The organism is Burkholderia sp. KCJ3K979 (assembly GCF_016759955.1).
Lineage (GTDB): Bacteria > Pseudomonadota > Gammaproteobacteria > Burkholderiales > Burkholderiaceae > Burkholderia > Burkholderia orbicola.
In genome coordinates, this window is record NZ_JACFYV010000011.1 from 42,987 (window position 1) to 60,602 (window position 17,616).

General features: G+C 67.1%; 14 protein-coding genes and 1 pseudogene. 3 read left to right on the top strand and 12 right to left on the bottom strand.

Features of this window, described 5'->3' with window-relative positions; genetic code table 11:
* Positions 1 to 197 precede the first annotated feature (197 nt).
* From H3O04_RS04710 to glcF, 6 genes and pseudogenes are all read right to left on the bottom strand, one after another.
* Positions 198 to 842, bottom strand: a complete 645-nt coding sequence (locus H3O04_RS04710; protein ID WP_011548771.1) for a response regulator — start codon at positions 840 to 842, stop codon at positions 198 to 200.
* 31 nt (positions 843 to 873) lie between these two features.
* Complete coding sequence (locus H3O04_RS04715; protein WP_202587220.1) at positions 874 to 2,256, bottom strand: cache domain-containing protein; 1,383 nt, start codon at positions 2,254 to 2,256, stop codon at positions 874 to 876.
* A 149-nt stretch (positions 2,257 to 2,405) separates the two neighbouring features.
* Positions 2,406 to 3,971, bottom strand: a complete 1,566-nt coding sequence (locus H3O04_RS04720; RefSeq protein WP_043887504.1) for a sensor domain-containing diguanylate cyclase — start codon at positions 3,969 to 3,971, stop codon at positions 2,406 to 2,408.
* Positions 3,972 to 4,529: 558 nt separating this feature from the next.
* Positions 4,530 to 6,704, bottom strand: a complete 2,175-nt coding sequence (locus H3O04_RS04725) for a malate synthase G (RefSeq protein WP_202587221.1) — start codon at positions 6,702 to 6,704, stop codon at positions 4,530 to 4,532.
* A 39-nt stretch (positions 6,705 to 6,743) separates the two neighbouring features.
* Positions 6,744 to 7,148: a GlcG/HbpS family heme-binding protein gene (locus H3O04_RS04730; RefSeq protein WP_023476164.1), complete on the bottom strand. Its 405-nt coding sequence runs from the start codon at positions 7,146 to 7,148 to the stop codon at positions 6,744 to 6,746.
* Positions 7,149 to 7,283: 135 nt separating this feature from the next.
* A pseudogene (gene glcF / locus H3O04_RS36775) lies at positions 7,284 to 7,450 on the bottom strand (glycolate oxidase subunit GlcF); the annotation flags it as partial.
* A gap of 72 nt (positions 7,451 to 7,522) precedes the next feature.
* Here glcF and H3O04_RS04740 point away from each other — a divergent pair.
* The gene (locus tag H3O04_RS04740) at positions 7,523 to 8,977 is read left to right on the top strand and encodes a DEAD/DEAH box helicase (RefSeq protein ID WP_023476165.1); all 1,455 of its coding nucleotides are present in this window, start codon (positions 7,523 to 7,525) and stop codon (positions 8,975 to 8,977) included.
* Positions 8,978 to 9,150: 173 nt separating this feature from the next.
* Positions 9,151 to 9,534, top strand: a complete 384-nt coding sequence (locus H3O04_RS04745) for a hypothetical protein (RefSeq protein WP_023476167.1) — start codon at positions 9,151 to 9,153, stop codon at positions 9,532 to 9,534.
* A 38-nt stretch (positions 9,535 to 9,572) separates the two neighbouring features.
* Here the strand turns inward: H3O04_RS04745 and H3O04_RS04750 are convergent, their stop codons facing one another.
* Positions 9,573 to 10,514, bottom strand: a complete 942-nt coding sequence (locus H3O04_RS04750) for a LysR substrate-binding domain-containing protein (protein ID WP_023476168.1) — start codon at positions 10,512 to 10,514, stop codon at positions 9,573 to 9,575.
* 82 nt (positions 10,515 to 10,596) lie between these two features.
* Between H3O04_RS04750 and H3O04_RS04755 the strand changes: the two genes are divergently transcribed.
* Positions 10,597 to 10,995: a nuclear transport factor 2 family protein gene (locus H3O04_RS04755; RefSeq protein ID WP_202587222.1), complete on the top strand. Its 399-nt coding sequence runs from the start codon at positions 10,597 to 10,599 to the stop codon at positions 10,993 to 10,995.
* 215 nt (positions 10,996 to 11,210) lie between these two features.
* Here the strand turns inward: H3O04_RS04755 and H3O04_RS04760 are convergent, their stop codons facing one another.
* The 5 genes from H3O04_RS04760 to H3O04_RS04780 form a co-directional block, all read right to left on the bottom strand.
* On the bottom strand, positions 11,211 to 12,062 hold the full coding sequence (locus tag H3O04_RS04760) for a carbohydrate ABC transporter permease (protein WP_027806696.1): 852 nt from the start codon (positions 12,060 to 12,062) through the stop codon (positions 11,211 to 11,213).
* Positions 12,063 to 12,083: 21 nt separating this feature from the next.
* Entirely contained in the window at positions 12,084 to 13,028 is a 945-nt protein-coding gene (locus tag H3O04_RS04765; protein ID WP_202587223.1) for an ABC transporter permease subunit, read from the bottom strand.
* Positions 13,029 to 13,082: 54 nt separating this feature from the next.
* Complete coding sequence (locus tag H3O04_RS04770; RefSeq protein ID WP_202587224.1) at positions 13,083 to 14,345, bottom strand: ABC transporter substrate-binding protein; 1,263 nt, start codon at positions 14,343 to 14,345, stop codon at positions 13,083 to 13,085.
* Positions 14,346 to 14,407: 62 nt separating this feature from the next.
* Positions 14,408 to 16,402, bottom strand: a complete 1,995-nt coding sequence (locus tag H3O04_RS04775) for a beta-galactosidase (RefSeq protein WP_023476172.1) — start codon at positions 16,400 to 16,402, stop codon at positions 14,408 to 14,410.
* 9 nt (positions 16,403 to 16,411) lie between these two features.
* A complete protein-coding gene (locus tag H3O04_RS04780; protein ID WP_023476173.1) occupies positions 16,412 to 17,569 on the bottom strand; it encodes an ABC transporter ATP-binding protein in 1,158 nt (385 codons plus the stop codon).
* Positions 17,570 to 17,616 lie beyond the last annotated feature (47 nt).

Consider the following 17,616-nt stretch of genomic DNA (forward strand, 5'->3'; position numbering starts at 1 on the left):
AGTGGCCAAGGAGCACAGTACCTTCTGCCGTGTCGCCCGTCGCCGCCCTATTCTTCAGCCCGCGAAGGCAAATCCGAGCACGGTGCTCGTTTCGGCAAGCGAGAGGATTCCATCGCCCCCAAGGTGAGGTCGATTGGACAAGTATGAAATTCGAGGGTGATGTGCGCGTCCCGGCGCGCCATCCGGGCGTGCTTGCTCTATCGCCGCCGATGCTCGACCGCGAACTTGATCAGCTCGGCCTGCCCTTCGATCTCCAGCTTGCGCTTCAGGTTGAGCCGATGCGTCTCGACCGTGCGCACCGACAGCCCCGTCTGTTGCGCGATCTGCTTGCTCGACAGCCCTTCGGCCAGCGCGTCGAGGATGTCGCGCTCGCGCGGCGTCAAGCGGTCCAGCGGCGACGCGGTCGCGCTGGCCTGGATCATCCGCGCGGCCAGCCCTTCGCTGAAGAACGTCTGCCCGGCCAGCACCGCGCCGATCGCGCGGACGATCTCGCTCGCGGGCGAATCCTTCAGCAGGTAGCCGCTCGCGCCGGCGCGCACTGCCTGCGTCACGTATTCGATGTTGTCGTGCATCGACAGCATCAGCACGCGGATGCCCGGAAACCGCTCGTGGAATACGCCCGCGAGCGTGATGCCGTTCATTCCGTTCATGCCGACGTCCATCAGCGCGAGATCGGGTTCGAGCGACTCGGCGAGCGCGAGCGCCTCGTCCGCGTTGCCGGCCTCGCCGACCACCGACAGGTCGGCCGCTTCCAGCCGCATCCGCAAGCCGTCGCGCACGAGCGGGTGATCGTCGACGAGCAGCAGTCGGGCAGCGGGCCGGGCGGTATCGGGGGCGCTCATGCGTGAAAGTCTCCTGTGATGGGGTGCGTCGTCACGCCGCGCCGGGCAGCGGCACGCTCGCGGCGACGATCGTGTGGCCGACCTGCGACGTGATCGTCAGCGTGCCGCCGAGTGCGTCGAGGCGTTCGCGCATGTTGCGCAGGCCGATGCCGCGGCGCGCGTCGGCCTGCGAGCGTTCGGCGTCGAAGCCGCAGCCGTTGTCGGCGATCGTCAGCGTGACGGCGTGCGCGCCGACGTCGAGCGTGACGGCCGCGCGCGACGCCCGCGCATGATGCACGATGTTGCTCAGCGCCTCCTGCGCGATCCGGAACAGCGCGGTGTTGACGGCTTCGGGCAATGGCTGCGTGCCGCTGTGCGCGACCTGCGTATAGCCGATGTCGATGCCGCTTTCGGCGCCGAGTTCACGCACGAGTTGCTCGAGCGCGGCCGCGAGGCCGAGATCGTCGAGCATCGATGGCCGTAGCGCATGCGAGATGCGCCGGACTTCGCGCAGCGTGTCGCCGAGCCGCCCGACGCCCGACGCGAGCGCCTGCTCGGCTTCGGGCACGCGGGACGTGCCGCGCTCGAAGCGTGCGAGCGCCGATTCGAGCATCAGCTTCGCGGACACCATCATCTGGCTGATCCCGTCGTGCAGTTCGCGCGACAGCCGCGCGCGCTCCTGCTCCTGCGATTCGACGACGCGCTGCGCGAGCAGCTTGAGCTTCGCATCGGCGCTGCGCGACTCGCTGACGTTCAGCACCAGCGCGCACACGGCGATCGCCGCCGCGCCGGTGAGCGCGATCGCCGTGAGCCAGCTCATCGTGCGTTCGATGTTCGCGGACGCGCGCGCGTCGATGCGCTGCAGCGCGGTGTCGACGTCGTCGAGATAGATGCCGGTGCCGACCATCCAGCCCCAGCGCTCGAGCGCGACGACATAGCCGAGCTTCGGCGCGACGCGGCCCGTCGACGGCCGCTGCCAGGCGTAGCGCACGTAGCCGCCGCCGTGCGACGCCGCGCCGATCAGTTGCTGGATCGTCAGCGCGCCCTGCGGGTCGCGCATCGACCAGAAGTTGTGGCCGACGCGCTCCGGCTCGCGCGGATGCATCAGCGAATTGCCGTGCAGGTCGTACACGAAGAAATAGCCGTCGGGGCCGAAATCCATCTTCTGCAGCATCGCGAGCGCCTGCGTGCGCAGCAGCGCATCGTCGCGCGCATTGCGGCCGCTCGCGTCGTAGAGCGGCATGATCGCGCTCGTCGCGAGCTCGACGTAGTGTTTCAGCTCGACTTCCTTGCTCGACAGGTACGCAGCCTGGATCGTCGCGTGCTGCGTGCGCGCGAGCGACGTCGCCTGCTGGCGCACGCCGAAGCCGATGCCGGCGATCGCGAGCAGGAACGGCACGATGGCCAGAAGGAAGATCTTTGCCTTGAGTCTCATGGTGGTGCGAAGCGGCCGCGAACGGGTGCGGCCGGTCAGGCGCGGGCTGGCCGCGCGCATCGGCCGCGCGGCGGCGCGGTGGCGTATCGAGCCGATATTGTCGGTGATTTTGCACGCGGACGGCGGCGGCCCAGCCGTTGCCCGTACGCTCAGGCCTGCCGCGATTCGAGATCGTCCGGCGACGTGGCCGCCTGTACGACGATGCGGTTGCGCCCGCCTTCCTTCGCCCGGTACAACGCCTCGTCGGCCAGCTTCAGCGCGGCCTGGATGTTGTCGTCGCGCTCCGGATAGCTGGTCGTCACGCCGATGCTCACCGTCAGCCGGCCGACTGTGCCGGCGTCGTGCCGGATGCCGAGATCGAGGATGCCCGTGCGGATCGTTTCGGCGATCGTCACCGCGCCGTCCGTGTCGATATCCGGCAGCACCACGACGAATTCCTCGCCGCCGTAGCGCGCCGCATAGTCGGCCGGCCGACGCAGGCAGCCGGCGATGCAGTGGCCGACCGCGGCGAGTGCGTCGTCGCCGGCCTGGTGGCCCTGCGTGTCGTTGTAGTGCTTGAAGTAATCGACGTCGATGAACAGCAGCGACAGCGCATGTTGCGAACGTGCGGCGCGGCGCCATTCGCGCGCGAGCGTGACGTCGAGCATCCGGCGGTTGTCGAGGCCCGTCAGGCCGTCGGTGCGCGCGAGCGCCTGCAGCTCGGTTTCCGCGCGGTGGCGCTTGCGCAGCTGCACGTCGAGCAGCAGCGACAGGCCGACGAAGCCGATCGCGAGCAAGACCATCGCGGAGCCGATCGGGATCGCACGGTCGTACCACGCAGCGTAGGTGTCCGCTTCCGAGCGCGCGACCATGACGATGAGCGGCAGGCCGTCGAGGTGCCGGAACACGTACAGGCGCCGCACGCCGTCGATCGATGCGGTATCGGCGAAGCTGCCTTCGCTGGCGGTCATGAACTGCCGGAACGTGCTCGCGCGGCTGATGTCGCGGCCGACGATCTTGGGGTCGTACGGCTCGCGCGCGACCATCTTGCCGTCCGTGTTGATCAGCGCAACCGAACCGCGATCGCCGAGCGACAGGCGCGAGAACAGGTTCTGGAAATATTCGAGCCGGATCGACATCACCGCGACGCCGCCGAACGACCCGTCGGGCCGCGTGATCCGCCGGCTCAGCGCGATGCTCGGCGAGCCCCCGCGCAGGCGGGAATGATACGGATCGCTGACGTACAGGCCGACGTCGGGGCGGTCGCGGTGCACGGTGAAGTACGGCTCGTTGCCGAAGTTGGCCTTGCGCGGCACGTCGCTCTTGCCGTCGACCGCGATGTCGCCCTTCGCGTCGAGCACGTAGATGCCGCCGAGGTACTTGGCCGTCGTCGCGCGGTCGAACAGCACCTGGCGGCGCAGCGGCATCGGCAGCCTGGTGACTTCGGGGTCGTTCGCGCCTTCGACCACCGCCTGCAGCGACAGCGAATAGATCTCGATGTTGCGCTCGATGTCCCACGACGCCATCAGCGCGAGGTTTTGCTGCATGCTGCGCGAGCGGTCGCGCGCATCGATACGGCCTTCGTACAGGACGATCCCGCACAGGAGCAGCAGGATCAGCGCGATCAGCAGCCCCGTATAGAAGATCAGGTGCGGCAGGAGGAACCGGCGCAGATGAGCGGCGACACGGCTCGTCAGGCCGGATTCGCTGGGCATTGCGTAGTCGGTTTCGGCCATGGTCCGTGGATCGGGGGCATCGTCGCCGGGCGGCGGATCGATGCGATTGTTCGTATGACTACCGGTGGCGATCCGGTGCGCAGCCCTGCCCGTGCCAGCCCTCCGTTCAGCGGAGAAAACGGGCACCGATTATCGACGATCGCGGCCGGATAAACCCTATATTCATAGGTAAACGTCTACTGCAATTCGACGATCCGATGAATCGCGCGATGCGAATTCCACGGAGTATAACGCGCGTGTTTGCGTGCGCGAAAAATGTTGCGCCGGGTTGATCGGGGTCAAATTATGGTGTAATCCCGGACTTGCAAATATCGGGGGAAGCGTTGCCCCGCAAGGCTTTGCGGCGCGGCGGAAGGCGGGGCGCCATACGGCCGCGGAAACGGCGAATTAACGATCGGCGGACCGTCGCACGCGAAAGCCGGCGATAGGTGCCGATTATCGGTTTCAACGATCGGGTGAACACGAATATGAAAAACGGGCAGCCGTGAGGCTGCCCGTTTCGCCAGGCCGGTGTACAACCGGCGCCCCCGCATGCGGGACGCGCCCGCCTGCGCAGGTTTATGCGCCGTGCTGCTGCGCCTTGAACGCGAGCCGGAACCGATGCAGCAGCGGCTCGGTATAGCCGCTCGGCTGCGACGTGCCTTGCAGCGCGAGCGCGCACGCGGCCTTGAACGCGGTCGACTGGTCGTAGCCGGGCGCCATCGGGCGATAGTTCGGATCGCCGGCGTTCTGCTGGTCGACGACGCGGGCCATCCGCTTGAACACGTCGAGCACGAACGCCTCGGTGATCACGCCGTGGCGCAGCCAGTTCGCGATGTGCTGGCTCGAAATGCGCAGCGTCGCGCGATCCTCCATCAGGCCGACGTCGTGGATGTCCGGCACCTTCGAGCAGCCGACGCCCTGTTCGACCCAGCGCACGACGTAGCCGAGGATGCCCTGCGCGTTGTTCTCGACCTCGCTCAGGATCTCGGCCTCGCTCCACGCGGCACGCTCGACGACCGGCACGGTCAGCAGCCCTTCGAGCAGCGCGTCGCGCTCGCTGGCATACGGCGTTTTCTCGAGTTCCTGCTGGACGGCCTGCACGTCGACGAGGTGGTAGTGCAGCGCGTGCAGCGTCGCGGCGGTCGGCGACGGCACCCATGCGGTGTTCGCGCCGGCGCGCGGATGCGCGATCTTCTGCTCGAGCATCGCATGCATCAGGTCCGGCATCGCCCACATGCCCTTGCCGATCTGCGCGCGGCCGCGCAGGCCGGCCGACAGGCCCGCGAGCACGTTGTTGCGCTCGTACGACTGGATCCACGCCGACGACTTCATGTCGCCCTTGCGGATCATCGGGCCCGCTTCCATCGCGGTATGCATCTCGTCGCCGGTGCGGTCGAGGAAGCCGGTGTTGATGAACGCGACGCGCGCGGCCGCCGCCGCGATACACGCGGCGAGGTTCACGCTGGTGCGGCGTTCCTCGTCCATGATGCCCATCTTCAGCGTGTTGCGCGGCAGGTTGTACAGATCTTCGATGCGTGCGAACAGCGTGTCGGCGAACGCGACTTCGGCCGGGCCGTGCATCTTCGGCTTCACGATGTAGATCGAGCCCGTGCGCGAATTGCGCTTCGCCTTCAGGTCGTGCAGCGCGCACAGCGTCGTGACGACGCCATCGAGAATCCCTTCCGGAATCTCGTTGCCGTCGCGGTCGAGCACCGCGCCGTTGGTCATCAGGTGGCCGACGTTGCGCACGAACAGCAGCGAGCGGCCGTGCAGCGACAGCGTGCCGCCGGCCGGCGTCGTGTACTCGCGATCGGCGTTCAGGCGGCGCGTGAAGGTCTTGCCGTCCTTCGCGACTTCCTCGACCAGCGTGCCCTGCATCAGGCCGAGCCAGTTGCGGTAGAGCTGGACCTTGTCGTCGGCGTCGACCGCCGCGACCGAATCCTCGCAGTCGATGATCGTGCTGACCGCGGCTTCGAGCACGACGTCCTTCACGTTCGCGAGATCGGCGCGGCCGATGGGCGTCGACGCATCGATCTGGATCTCGAGGTGCAGGCCGTTGTGCTTCAGCAGGATCGCGGACGGCGCATCGGCCGCACCCTGGTAGCCGACGAATTGCGCCGGCTGCGCGAGCGCGACGTTGCCCTGCGCGGTTTCGACCGCGAGCTGGCCGTCCTGCACGCGGTAGCGCAGCGCGTCGCGGTGCGAGCCGCTCGCGAGCGGCGCGGCGTTGTCGAGCACGTTGCGCGCGTAGTCGATCACGCGCTGGCCGCGCGTCGGGTTGTAGGCCGCGGTGCGTTCGGCGCCGCCGTCTTCCGGCAGCGCGTCGGTGCCGTACAGCGCGTCGTACAGGCTGCCCCAGCGTGCGTTCGCGGCGTTCAGCGCATAGCGCGCGTTCGACAGCGGCACGACGAGCTGCGGGCCGGCCTGCGTGGCGATCTCGCTGTCGACGTTCGCGGTGGCTGCCGCGACGTTCGACGGGACCGGCACGAGGTAGCCGATTTTTTCGAGGAACGCGCGATACGCGGCATGGTCGCGTACCGGGCCGGGGTGCGCGCGATGCCACGCGTCGAGTTCCTGCTGCAGGCGGTCGCGTTCGGCGAGCAGCTCGCGGTTGCGCGGCGCGAGGTCGTGCACCAGGGCCGAGAAACCGCTCCAGAACGCGGCTTTGTCGATGCCGGTGCCCGGCAGCGCTTCGTTTTCAATGAACTGGCTCAGCGCTGGCGCGACTTGCAGTCCTGCTTGGTCGATCATCGTGATTCCTCCCGGGGAAAATGCGCGCGGTTTGGCTGGTTATTCCGCGACGCTCTGTGTACCGGCGCGGGCGATCTGCGCGTCCTGTTCGGACTTTACGCCAGACACACCGATCGCGCCTGCGATCCGGCCGCCGACCGTGACCGGCACGCCGCCTTCGAGCAACCCGGACAGCGGCGCGCTCAGAAACGCGGTGCGGCCACCGTTGATCATATCTTCATACGCCTTCGTCTCGCGACGGCCGAGCGCCGCCGCGCGCGCCTTGTCCTGCGCAATGGTGCTGCTGGCCGGCGAGGCGCCGTTCAGCCGCGCGAAGGCGAGCAGGTGGCCGCCATCGTCGACGACGGCGATCGACACGGCCCAGCCGTGGTGTTCCGCTTCCGCGCGGGCGGCGGCGAGCATGCGCTCGGCATCGGCCAGTTCGAGTTCGGGTTTCGTTTGCATGGCGTTCCTCCGGAAACGGCGGTCGGTTGACCAGCCGGTTGTCGACGAGCTCGATCCATTGGCGCACGGGCGTGCGGCCCGCGTCGTGCAGATGAGTCTGACAGCCGACGTCGGCGGTGACAATCGATTCCGGCTGCGTGCGGGCGCGCTGACGCGACCCGCCTTGTCCGCATAGACGGGGTCGGAGCGCAGCAGGTCGCCGTATTCCTTCACGAACGCACCGCAGCCGCTCGCGTCAGTACGATCGCTTCCGCGCCGGCTGCGATCGCGGGCCACCACGCGTCGACGTTGCGGCTCGAACGAGGGACGTGAGCGGACGGGGCTTGGCTCGCCCGGTAACCGCTAGAATTGCGGTTTTAGCCCGGAACACGTCCATGTCTTTTGCCTCGCTTGGCCTGATCGAGCCGTTACTGCGTAATCTGCAGGGCCTCAATTACCAGACACCCACGCCGGTGCAGGCCAAGGCGATTCCTGTGGTGCTCGGCGGCAAGGACGTCATGGCCGCGGCCCAGACCGGCACCGGCAAGACGGCCGGTTTCGCGCTGCCGCTGCTGCAACGGCTGGTGCAACACGGCCCGGCGGTATCCAGCAACCGCGCGCGCGTGCTGGTGCTGGTGCCCACGCGCGAGCTGGCCGAACAGGTGCTGCAAAGCTTCGTCGAGTACGGCAAAGGTCTCGATCTGCGATTTCTGGCCGCCTACGGCGGAGTGAGCATCAATCCTCAGATGATGAAGCTGCGCAAGGGCGTGGACGTGCTCGTTGCCACGCCGGGCCGCTTGCTCGACCTCAATCGCCAGAACGCGGTGCAGTTCGATCAGGTGCAGACGCTGGTGCTCGACGAAGCCGACCGCATGCTCGATCTCGGCTTCGCGCGCGAACTCGACGCGGTCTTTGCCGCGTTGCCCGCCAAGCGGCAGACGCTGTTGTTCTCGGCCACGTTCTCCGACGAGATCCGCAAGATGGCGGCCGGCATTCTGCGCAGCCCGGTCGATATCAGCGTCAGCCCGCCCAATGCCACGGCCAGCAAGATCAAGCAGTGGGTCGTGCCGGTCGACAAGCGGAACAAGCCCGACCTCTTCATGCACCTGGTGGCCCAGAACAGGTGGGAGCACGCGCTGGTGTTCGTCAAGACCCGCAACGGCGTCGACTATCTGGCGCTCATGCTGGAGAAGGCCGGCTATGCGGTCGATACGATCCACGGCGACAAGCCGCAACCCGCGCGTTTGCGCGCGCTGGAGCGTTTCAAGACGGGTGAAGTACAGATGCTGGTCGCCACCGATGTGGCGGCGCGCGGGCTGGATATCGACGATCTGCCGCTCGTGATCAACGTCGATCTGCCGATCGTCGCGCAAGACTACGTGCACCGTATTGGCCGGACCGGACGCGCGGGCGCGAGCGGCGTGGCGGTATCCCTCGTGTGCGCCGACGAAGCGCCGCAACTCGCCGCGATCGAAGCGCTGATCCGGCAGACGCTGCGGCGCGAAGAAGAGCCGGGTTTCGAAGCCGAACACCGCGTGCCGGAAACCAGCGCGACGGGCGAGATCATCAAGAAACCGAAAAAGCCGAAGAAGCCGAAGGTGCAGCAAGCTGCGCCGGTCGGCAGACAGGCGCAGCCGGGCAAGAAGCCGCCTACGCAAGGTGGCGAAGGCAAGCGCAAGCCCGTGGCGCAGCATGCGAAGCCCGCCGTCGGCACGGGAACGGACTACACCATCGGGAGCCCGTTCAGCGTGCAGAAGCCGCGCAGCAAACCGGCGGGCAAGGCGGCGGCGGGGAAGCCGGCCGGCAAATCGGCGGGTGGTCGGGGCAAGCCCGGCAAACCGTCCAGGTAGCCCGAACCCTTCCCGTTCAAGGCGCCTGACAGGATTGATTCGTCCGATACGATGAACGAATACGAGCGGTTCGGAACAGCGCAGCCGGTTTTCTCGTGAGCGACCTGAAACCGCCCGCGACAAGGGCTTCCCGGCGTGACCGACGATGTGCGATGACTGAAGTGAGAGAGGCAATGACGACGACATTCGACGAGGCGACAACGGCGGCGATCGCCGCGTTTGCCCAACTGGATTTGTACACGGCCGTGCAAGCGATGCGCGCCGAGGCGGATTACGACCACGAACGAGACCAGTGGATCTCGCGCTATATCGACGAGCACGGCGGCGGCGCGGACGATGCGGAATACGACGCCTTGCACGCGCGGGCCCAGGCAACGCCGGAATACGCGGAGTTCGTCGATGGGGTTCGGCGGGAAATCCTGGCGTACTTCGGCGTGACCGACGATCAACTGGACTGCATGGTCGTGCTGCGCGAGGACGACAGCGACGAGCTGTGGGCGGAAGTCAACCGGCAGCGGAGCGCGCTGGGAACCGGCGAAGTGCGCGGGGATCTCTGACCACGGGTGACCGTGGTGCCTCGACTCCCGCCCATCAATCAGTCTTCTCGCGCAAGTCGTAGCAAGACCTCGGCGAGCGCGCGGATTTTCGGTTGTGCCGCCCGTTGGGGCGGATAGACGAGGAAGTAGGACAGGCCGTCTTGAGCCACATCCTCGAACGGTGTCACCAGCGATCCGGCACGGAGCCGGTCTCTCGCCATTCGCGGGTCGCCGATGGCAATGCCGTGTCCTTCCGTCGATGCCGCGAGCGTCAATTCGAGGGTATCGAATACGAGTCCGCGTCCGGCGTCGATCTGGCGTGCCCCGACATGATCGAGCCAGCACCGCCACTCTGCGTGGCTCGGCCCGGGATGCAGCAAATCGACCTGCGCGAGATCGGCAACGGATCGCAGTGAGGGTGCCAATGCGGGCGCGCACATCGGCGTGAGCCTCTCGGAGAACAGCGGTATCGCCGCCATGCCGGTCCACTGTCCCGTGCCGCGCACGACGATGGCATCGACGTCGGACGTCGTGAAATCCGGCGTATCGTCCGCAGATGTCGAAATACGAAGCTCCGTGCCGCTCATCGCGCGATGAATGTCCGGCAGCCGCGGGAGCAGCCAGCGGACGGCGAACGTGGACGGCAACTTCAACGTGAGCACCGAAGTCGCCCGTGCATGAACGTCCGCGTGCCGGACCAATTGCGTGAGCACGTCGACCGCGACCGTCAGCAGTGCATTGCCTTCTGCCGTCAACGTCAGGCCCGATACGTGGCGCACGAAGAGCGCGCATCGGTAATGCGTTTCCAGCTGCTGTATCTGGCGGCTGACCGCACCTTGCGTGCGGCATAGATGATCCGCAGCCTTGCTGACGCTGCCCAGCTGTGCCGCGGCGACGAACGACTGAATCGCCGCCAGCGGCGGGAGCGGCCGCGTCAGGTCGGCCAGCGGGTATGCATGCGCGGCATACCCGGGTTGCAAATTTTTCGATTGTTCGGTCATCGGGGCGTCGCTATCGTGCGTGTACCGGATGCCCTGTTCTTGCGAGTGAACGGGGTCGTCAACGAATGATCGGAGGATAGTTTTGGACTCAACGTCGGAATCACTCCATACGCAACAGGTTCGCGCTTACCTTCGAGAACTGGAGCGAGGCGATGTCGGTGCGATCTGTGCGTTATTCACGCCGGACGCGCAGATTTTCTCGCCATTTCTCGGCTGGATGCAGCCTGAGCCCTTCTTTTCGAAGGTCGCCGCCGCGTCGGAAGACAGCAGGATTACACCGATCGACATCTGCGTCAGCGCAACCGGGGCTCCACGTGCGACAGGTTACTTCATCTACGACTGGGCCTTGAAAGACGGTTCGGTGGCGCGCTTCGAGTGCGTCGACGTGTTCGAGTTCGACATCCAGGGGCTCATCGAACGGATGATCATCGTCTACGACACCCATCCGATTCGCAGTACGGTCGGCGACAAGTACGCGTAGCCGAATCGATGTCGAGCAAAGTGGCGCCCAGACGTCCAGGCGCGTCGAAACCGCCAGCAAGCTGCGCATCTAATCGGTTGACGGCGTTGAAGCCTGGATGGCGGGCCAGGCTCGCCAACCGACATCGCCCCGATCCGCAAAGCATGAAAAAAGCCCGCCGAAGCGGGCAACCTCACGATGCGGAGGGGGAGATTCGAAACGCGGGCGGCGCGCGTTCAGCCTTTCGTCGCGCCGAACGTGAGCCCCGCGACGAAATGCTTCTGCATCGCGAAGAACATCGCGACCGACGGCAGCGCGGCGAGAATCGACCCGGCGGATACGAGATTCCACGAAGTCGTCCATTGCCCCTTCAGCGCCGCGACACCCGCCGTGATCGGCGCGGCCTCGTCGCCTTGCGTCAGACACAGCGCCCAGAAGTAATCGTTCCACACGAACGTGAACACGAGAATCGCGAGCGCGGCCAGCGCCGGCCGGATCAGCGGCAGCACGATGCGCCAGAACACCGTCCATTCGCCCGCGCCTTCGATGCGTGCCGCCTCGATCAGCTCGAACGGCAACTGCTTGATGAAGTTGCGCAGGAACAGCGTGCAGAACCCCGTCTGAAACGCGACGTGGAACAGGATCAGCGCTTCGACGGTGTTGAACACGCCGAGCCGCAGCGACAGGTCGCGCACCGGAATCATCAGCACCTGCACCGGCACGAAATTGCCGGCGACGAACGTGCCGAACAGCGCGGTATTGCCGCGAAACCGGTAGGTCGCCAGCGCGAAGCCGGCCATCGCCGCGAGCGCGATCGAGCCGATGACCGACGGCACCGTGATCTGCACGCTGTTCCAGAAGTAATGCAGCATCGGCGACGTCGTCAGCGCGTCGCGATAGTTCTCGATCATCGAGAAATGCCGAGGCCAGCCCCAGTAGTGGCCTTCGACGAGCTCCTCGGTCGAGCGCACCGACGTGACGAACACCGCGATCATCGGCAGCAGCCAGATCACGAGCGCGACGGGCAGCGACAGCTTGTACAGCCGGCGCGATATCGGCTTCCAGTGGGCAACGGGTGTCGGAAACATGATGAGTGGGCTCCCGGAAGGTCACTGTTCGTTGCGCAGCATCCGGCGCAACTGGAACACGATGTAGACGAGCATGATCGCGAACAGCACGACCGCGATCGATGCGGAATAGCCGAGCCGGTAGTACTTGATCGCCTGGTCGTACATGTAATACGCGAGGACGGTCGAGCTTTCGAACGGGCCGCCGTCCGTCATCACCGAGATCAGGTCGAAGCTGCGCAGCGCGCCGATCACGGTGACGACGATCGCCATGAAGGTGGTCGGCCGCAGTTGCGGCAGCACGACGTGCCACAGCAGCGCGAAGCCGCGCGCGCCTTCCATCCGCGCGGCTTCGATCTGTTCCGGGTTGACCGACGTGAGGCCGGTCAGGTACAGGATCATGCAGTACGCCGTTTGCGGCCACAGCGCGGCGAACACGATGCCGAAGGTCGCATAGCGCGCGTCGCCGAGCACCGGGATGCCGTGCCCGGCGATGAGCGCGAGCAGTCCGAAGGTCGGATCGTAGAACCACGAGAAGATCAGCCCGACGACCACGCCCGACAGCACGAACGGCGCGAAGAACAGCGACTTCACGAGCCGGATGCCGCCGACCGCCTGGTTCAGGTACAGCGCGAGCGCGAGGCCGAGCGGCGGCGCGAGCATGAACAGCACGAGCCAGATCACGTTGTTGCGCAGCGCCGTGTAGAACGTCGGCGCATGCAGCAGCTCCGCATAGTTCGCGAGACCGACGAAGGTGCGCTCGGTCATTCCGTCCCAGTTGTACAGGCTCAGCGACAACGTCGACAGGATCGGCCAGATCACATAAATGGCAACCATCGCGCAGGCCGGGACGAGAAAGAGCCACGCGGCGCGCCGTTGCCGCCGCAAGGCGGGCGACGGGCGGCGCGCGGGCAGCGCGCTGGCGGATGAGCCGCGCGGCGGCGGCGCGGTGCCGGCGGGCGGGGGGGACGTGATCGGACTGGACACGGCAAGCCTCCTGAACGGACACGGCGGCGCGCGGCCGCCGGTTGGGTCACGTGGTCACTTCTTGTAGATCCGCTTGCGGGTCTGTTCGAGTTGCGCGAGCACCGTATCGAGCTGCGCGGGATTCGCGAGGAACTGCTGCATCCCCTTCATCCCCTCGTCGGCCATTTCCTTGGTCATGTCGCGGTCGTAGAACTGCGCGACGCCGCCCTTCGTGTCGGCGAGGATCCGGAAGCCGATGCGCGAGATCGGATCGGCCGGCTCGGGCGACTTGCTGTTGGCCGAGAGCGAGCCGAGCCCGTCGGCGAGCTTCGCACCCATCTCGGGGGTTTCGACGAACGCGAGGAACGTGTGCGCGTCGGCCTTGTTCTTCGCCTTGGTCGGGATGTGCAGCGATTCGACCGGGCCGTCCTCGGCGGTCGGCACCTTCGGGTCGATGATCGGGAAGCGGTAATAGCCCATTTCGTGCTTCACGTTCGGCGGGAAACCCGCCGCGATGAAGGTGCCCATCAGCATCATCGCGGCCTTGCCCTGGAACAGGAACGGCTGTGCGCCGTCGAGATCGTAGGACAGCGCGTTGTCGATGAAGTAGCCCGAGTCGATCAGCGATTTCCACGTCGTGTAGACCTTCTTCACGCGCGGGTCGGTGTACGGCACGTCGCCGGCCATCAATTGCTGGTGGAACGCGTTGCCGTTCAGGCGCAGGTCGAGATAGTCGAACCAGCCGGCGAGCGTCCACGCGTCGCGGCCGCCGATCGCGATCGGCGTGATGCCCGCGGCCTTCAGCTTCTTGCATGCATCGAGAAACTGGTCCCAGGTCTTCGGTTCGTCGGCGATGCCGACCTTGCGGAACAGGTCCTTGCGGTAGAACAGCCCCCACGAGTAGTAGACGGTCGGCGCCGCGTACTGTTTGCCGTTATAGGACGACGCGCTGCGCGTCGACGCATACATCGCGTCCCAGCCGTTCTTCGACCAGTCGCCGCTCAGGTCCTCGAACAGCCCGCGCTTCGCGTAGTACGCCATTCGTTCGCCCGCGTGCCAGTTCACGATGTCCGGCGCGACGGTGGTGAGCCATGCGGGGAGCTGCACCTTGTACGCTTCCTCGTCGACGAAGGTCGGCTTCACGTCGATGTCGGGATGGGCCTTGTGGAACGCTTCGATCGTCGACTGCCACACCGCGCGCTGGCTCGCGCCCTTGAATGCGATGTTGACGGTCAGCGTGCCGGCATCGGCAGGCGTCGTCATGGCGAGCGACGCGAGGCCGAAGGCGACGGCGGCGGTCGCCTGGCGGGCAGCGACGCGAAGGGGGCGATGGGTCATGAGTGTCTCCAGTCCTGTGTGTCGTTGTGCGTGACCGGCGCGCGGCGGCGCCGGGGCGGTTGCTACGAACGGCTTCGATATACGGCGACGCCTTGCGGCTCGACCTGCGCGGCGCCGACCACGAACGCGGACGGCGGCACGTCGTCGATCGTGTGCGGCGTGCCCGCGTAGTTGAATACGTAAGTCAGGCCGCCGCGCCGGCTCACGCGTACGGCGTCGCCGAGCGGCGTCGGGGCCAGGCCCGCTTCGGCCGCGATATCGGCGAACAGGCGCACGGTGGTCGCCTCGTCGAACAGCGCGGCCCAGTAATGCAGCGTGCCGTGCGACAGGCAGGCCGGATGACCGTCGGCGAAACGTGCGTGCACGACGCTGCGCGTGTCGTCGTCGGTGAGCTCGACGAGATCGCGCCAGTGACGCGCGTCGCCCGCGAGCGGCGAACCGTCGCGCAGCGTGCCGTCGACCCGTTCGGTGACGTTCGGCCGCAGCGACTCGACGCGCCACACGCGTATCGGCAGGATCGATGCGAGGGGGCCGGGCGGCAACGCCGGCGGAATCTGCAGGTCGATGGTTTTCGAGCCGGTGCGCGGGCCGAACACCGCATGGGCGCCCGACGCGGCGAGCCGCGACGCGAAATCGTCCGGCACGACCGGCAGCGGCGGCACGACGACGAGCCGGTAGCCGTCGAGCGGCGCGTGCGCGGAAACGATGTCGACGTCGAGCCCGAGCGAACGCAGCGCCGAGTAGTACTCGAATGCGAAACGCGGGTAGTGGAAATCGGCCCCTTGCGGCTGCACTTCGAACAGCCACTTCGCGTCGTAGTCGAACACCAGCGCGACGGGTGCGCGCACCGCGCCGTTCGCGTCGGCATCGGCGCCGGCGTCGAGCACGGCGGCAATCTCCCGCGCGACGCGCTGCGCTTCGCGGCCGCCTTCGTCGAGCCGGTTGTCGGGTGTGTTCAGGCCCGCGTGCATCTGCTCCTGCGCGAACGGCGCCTGCCGCCAGCGGAAGTACGACACGCAGCCGGCACCGTGCGCGAACGCTTCCCAGCTCCACAGCCGTACCATGCCCGGCAGCGGCGCGGGGTTCCAGTGTGCCCAGTTCACGGGGCCCGGCTGCTGCTCCATCACCCAGAACGGCAGCTTCGACATGCCGCGGTACAGGTCGTGATTGAACGACGCGAAATCCGGATGGCCGGTACGCAGCCAGCGCGCCTTCACGTCGGGTGCGAACCACAGCTCCTCGAGCGCGCCGAGCGGATAGCTGTCCCACGTCGCGAGATCGAGGTCGCGCGCGACTTCGTAGTGATCGAACTCGGTGAAGAGCTGCATGAAGTTGTGCGCGACCGGGCGGCCCGGCGAATGCGCGCGGATCACGTCGACCTGCATCCGGTGATAGCGTGCGAGCTCGTCGGACGCGAAGCGCCGGTAATCGAGGCGATGCGACGGATGGGCTTCGGTCACGGTGCCCACGGGCGCGTCCACTTCGTCGAAATGACGATATTCCATGCTCCAGAACACGGTGCCCCATGCGCGGTTCAGCGCGTCGATCGTGCCGTAGCGTGCTTTCAGCCATTCGCGAAAGCGCACGAGCGCGGCCGGCGAGTAGCTGACGACGGTCTGGTGGCAGCCGAGTTCGTTGTCGGTCTGCCAGTAGCGCACGGCCGGGTGGCGACCGTAGCGTTCGGCGACCGCCGTGCAGATCTGGCGCGACGCTTCGAGATAGACCGGCGACGAGAAATCGTAGTGGCGGCGCGAACCGAACTTGCGCGGCAGGCCGTCGGCACCGATCGCGAGGATGTCGGGATGGCGGTCGACCAGCCATTTCGGCGGCGTCGCGGTCGGCGTGCACATCACGATTTCGAGGCCGGCCGCGCCGAGCACGTCGACCGCACGGTCGAGCCAGCCCCAGTCGTATTCGCCCGGCGACGGCTCGATGCGGCTCCACGCGAATTCGGCGATCCGCACCTGCTCGATGCCGAGCGCTTTCATCCGGCGGGCGTCGTCGGCCCACATCGATTCCGGCCAGTGTTCCGGGTAGTAACAGACTCCGAGGCGCATGCCCGATCCTTATGCGTAGTGGTGGACGGGAAGGTCGGCGCACGCGGGCACCGCGCGGCCGTCTTCGGTGAACAGGTGGCAGGCCGCGGCCGGCGCGTGCACGTGCACGCGTTCGCCGGTGCGCACCGGCGCGTCGCCGGGTACTTTCGCGATCAGCGGCGTCGCGCTGGGCTGGCCGGACGGATCGAGGTGCACGTACGTCTGCTCGCCGAGGCGTTCGACGAGCGCGACGTCGCGCGCGAGCGTCGTCGCGTCGAGAGCGGCGCCGAGCGTCAGGTGTTCGGGACGGATGCCGAGCGTCACGGCGGCGCCGGCGCAGAGCGCCGAGCCGTCGCGCGGCAGCGTGAAGGTTTCGCCGGACGGCACGAGCGTGACGGTCGTGCGACGCGCGTCGCACGCGGTCACGACGGCCGGCAGGAAGTTCATGCGCGGCGAGCCGATGAAGCCCGCGACGAAGCGGCTGGCCGGATGGTGGTAGAGGTCGAGCGGCGCGCCGACCTGCGCGATGCTGCCGTGCCGCGCGGTATCCGCGCCGGCGTGCAGCAGCACGATCTTGTCGGCGAGCGTCATCGCCTCGGTCTGGTCGTGCGTCACGTAGACGACGCTCGCGCGTTCGAACTGCCGGTGCAGCTTCGCGATTTCGACGCGGGTCTGGCCGCGCAGCGCCGCATCGAGATTCGACAGCGGTTCGTCGAACAGGAATACGCCGGGCTCGCGCACGATCGCGCGGCCGATCGCGACGCGCTGCCGCTGGCCGCCGGACAGCGCCTTCGGCTTGCGCTCGAGCAGCGTGTCGAGCTGCAGGATGCGCGCGGCGTCGCGCACCTTGCGGTCGATCTCGGCCTTCGGCACGCGCGCGAGCTTCAGCCCGAACGCCATGTTCTCGTACACCGTCATGTGCGGAAACAGCGCATAGCTCTGGAACACCATCGCGACGCCGCGCTCGGCGGCCGGCACGTCGTCGACGCGGCGGCCGTCGATCGACAGCTCGCCCGCGCTCAGATCCTCGAGCCCGGCGATCATGCGCAGCAGCGTCGATTTCCCGCATCCGGACGGCCCGAGAAACACGCAGAACTCGTGTGCGCCGATCTCCAGATCGACGTCGCGAATGACCGGCGCGTGCTCGCCATAGGCTTTCTGCACGCGTCGCATCGAGATGCTCGCCATTGTCTCCGCTCCATGTTCTAATGCGCCGTACTGCTTGATTAAGCGCT

What these genes read in the sequence shown, in the direction of transcription:
- H3O04_RS04710 (WP_011548771.1), bottom strand. Translation starts at nt 842, where the DNA reads ATGAGCGCCCCCGATACCGCCCGGCCCGCTGCCCGACTGCTGCTCGTC.
- H3O04_RS04725 (WP_202587221.1), bottom strand. Translation starts at nt 6,704, where the DNA reads ATGATCGACCAAGCAGGACTGCAAGTCGCGCCAGCGCTGAGCCAGTTC.
- H3O04_RS04750 (WP_023476168.1), bottom strand. Translation starts at nt 10,514, where the DNA reads ATGACCGAACAATCGAAAAATTTGCAACCCGGGTATGCCGCGCATGCA.
- H3O04_RS04745 (WP_023476167.1), top strand. Translation starts at nt 9,151, where the DNA reads ATGACGACGACATTCGACGAGGCGACAACGGCGGCGATCGCCGCGTTT.
- H3O04_RS04775 (WP_023476172.1), bottom strand. Translation starts at nt 16,402, where the DNA reads ATGCGCCTCGGAGTCTGTTACTACCCGGAACACTGGCCGGAATCGATG.
- H3O04_RS04770 (WP_202587224.1), bottom strand. Translation starts at nt 14,345, where the DNA reads ATGACCCATCGCCCCCTTCGCGTCGCTGCCCGCCAGGCGACCGCCGCC.
- H3O04_RS04760 (WP_027806696.1), bottom strand. Translation starts at nt 12,062, where the DNA reads ATGTTTCCGACACCCGTTGCCCACTGGAAGCCGATATCGCGCCGGCTG.
- H3O04_RS04715 (WP_202587220.1), bottom strand. Translation starts at nt 2,256, where the DNA reads ATGAGACTCAAGGCAAAGATCTTCCTTCTGGCCATCGTGCCGTTCCTG.
- H3O04_RS04780 (WP_023476173.1), bottom strand. Translation starts at nt 17,569, where the DNA reads ATGGCGAGCATCTCGATGCGACGCGTGCAGAAAGCCTATGGCGAGCAC.
- H3O04_RS04720 (WP_043887504.1), bottom strand. Translation starts at nt 3,971, where the DNA reads ATGGCCGAAACCGACTACGCAATGCCCAGCGAATCCGGCCTGACGAGC.
- H3O04_RS04730 (WP_023476164.1), bottom strand. Translation starts at nt 7,148, where the DNA reads ATGCAAACGAAACCCGAACTCGAACTGGCCGATGCCGAGCGCATGCTC.
- H3O04_RS04740 (WP_023476165.1), top strand. Translation starts at nt 7,523, where the DNA reads ATGTCTTTTGCCTCGCTTGGCCTGATCGAGCCGTTACTGCGTAATCTG.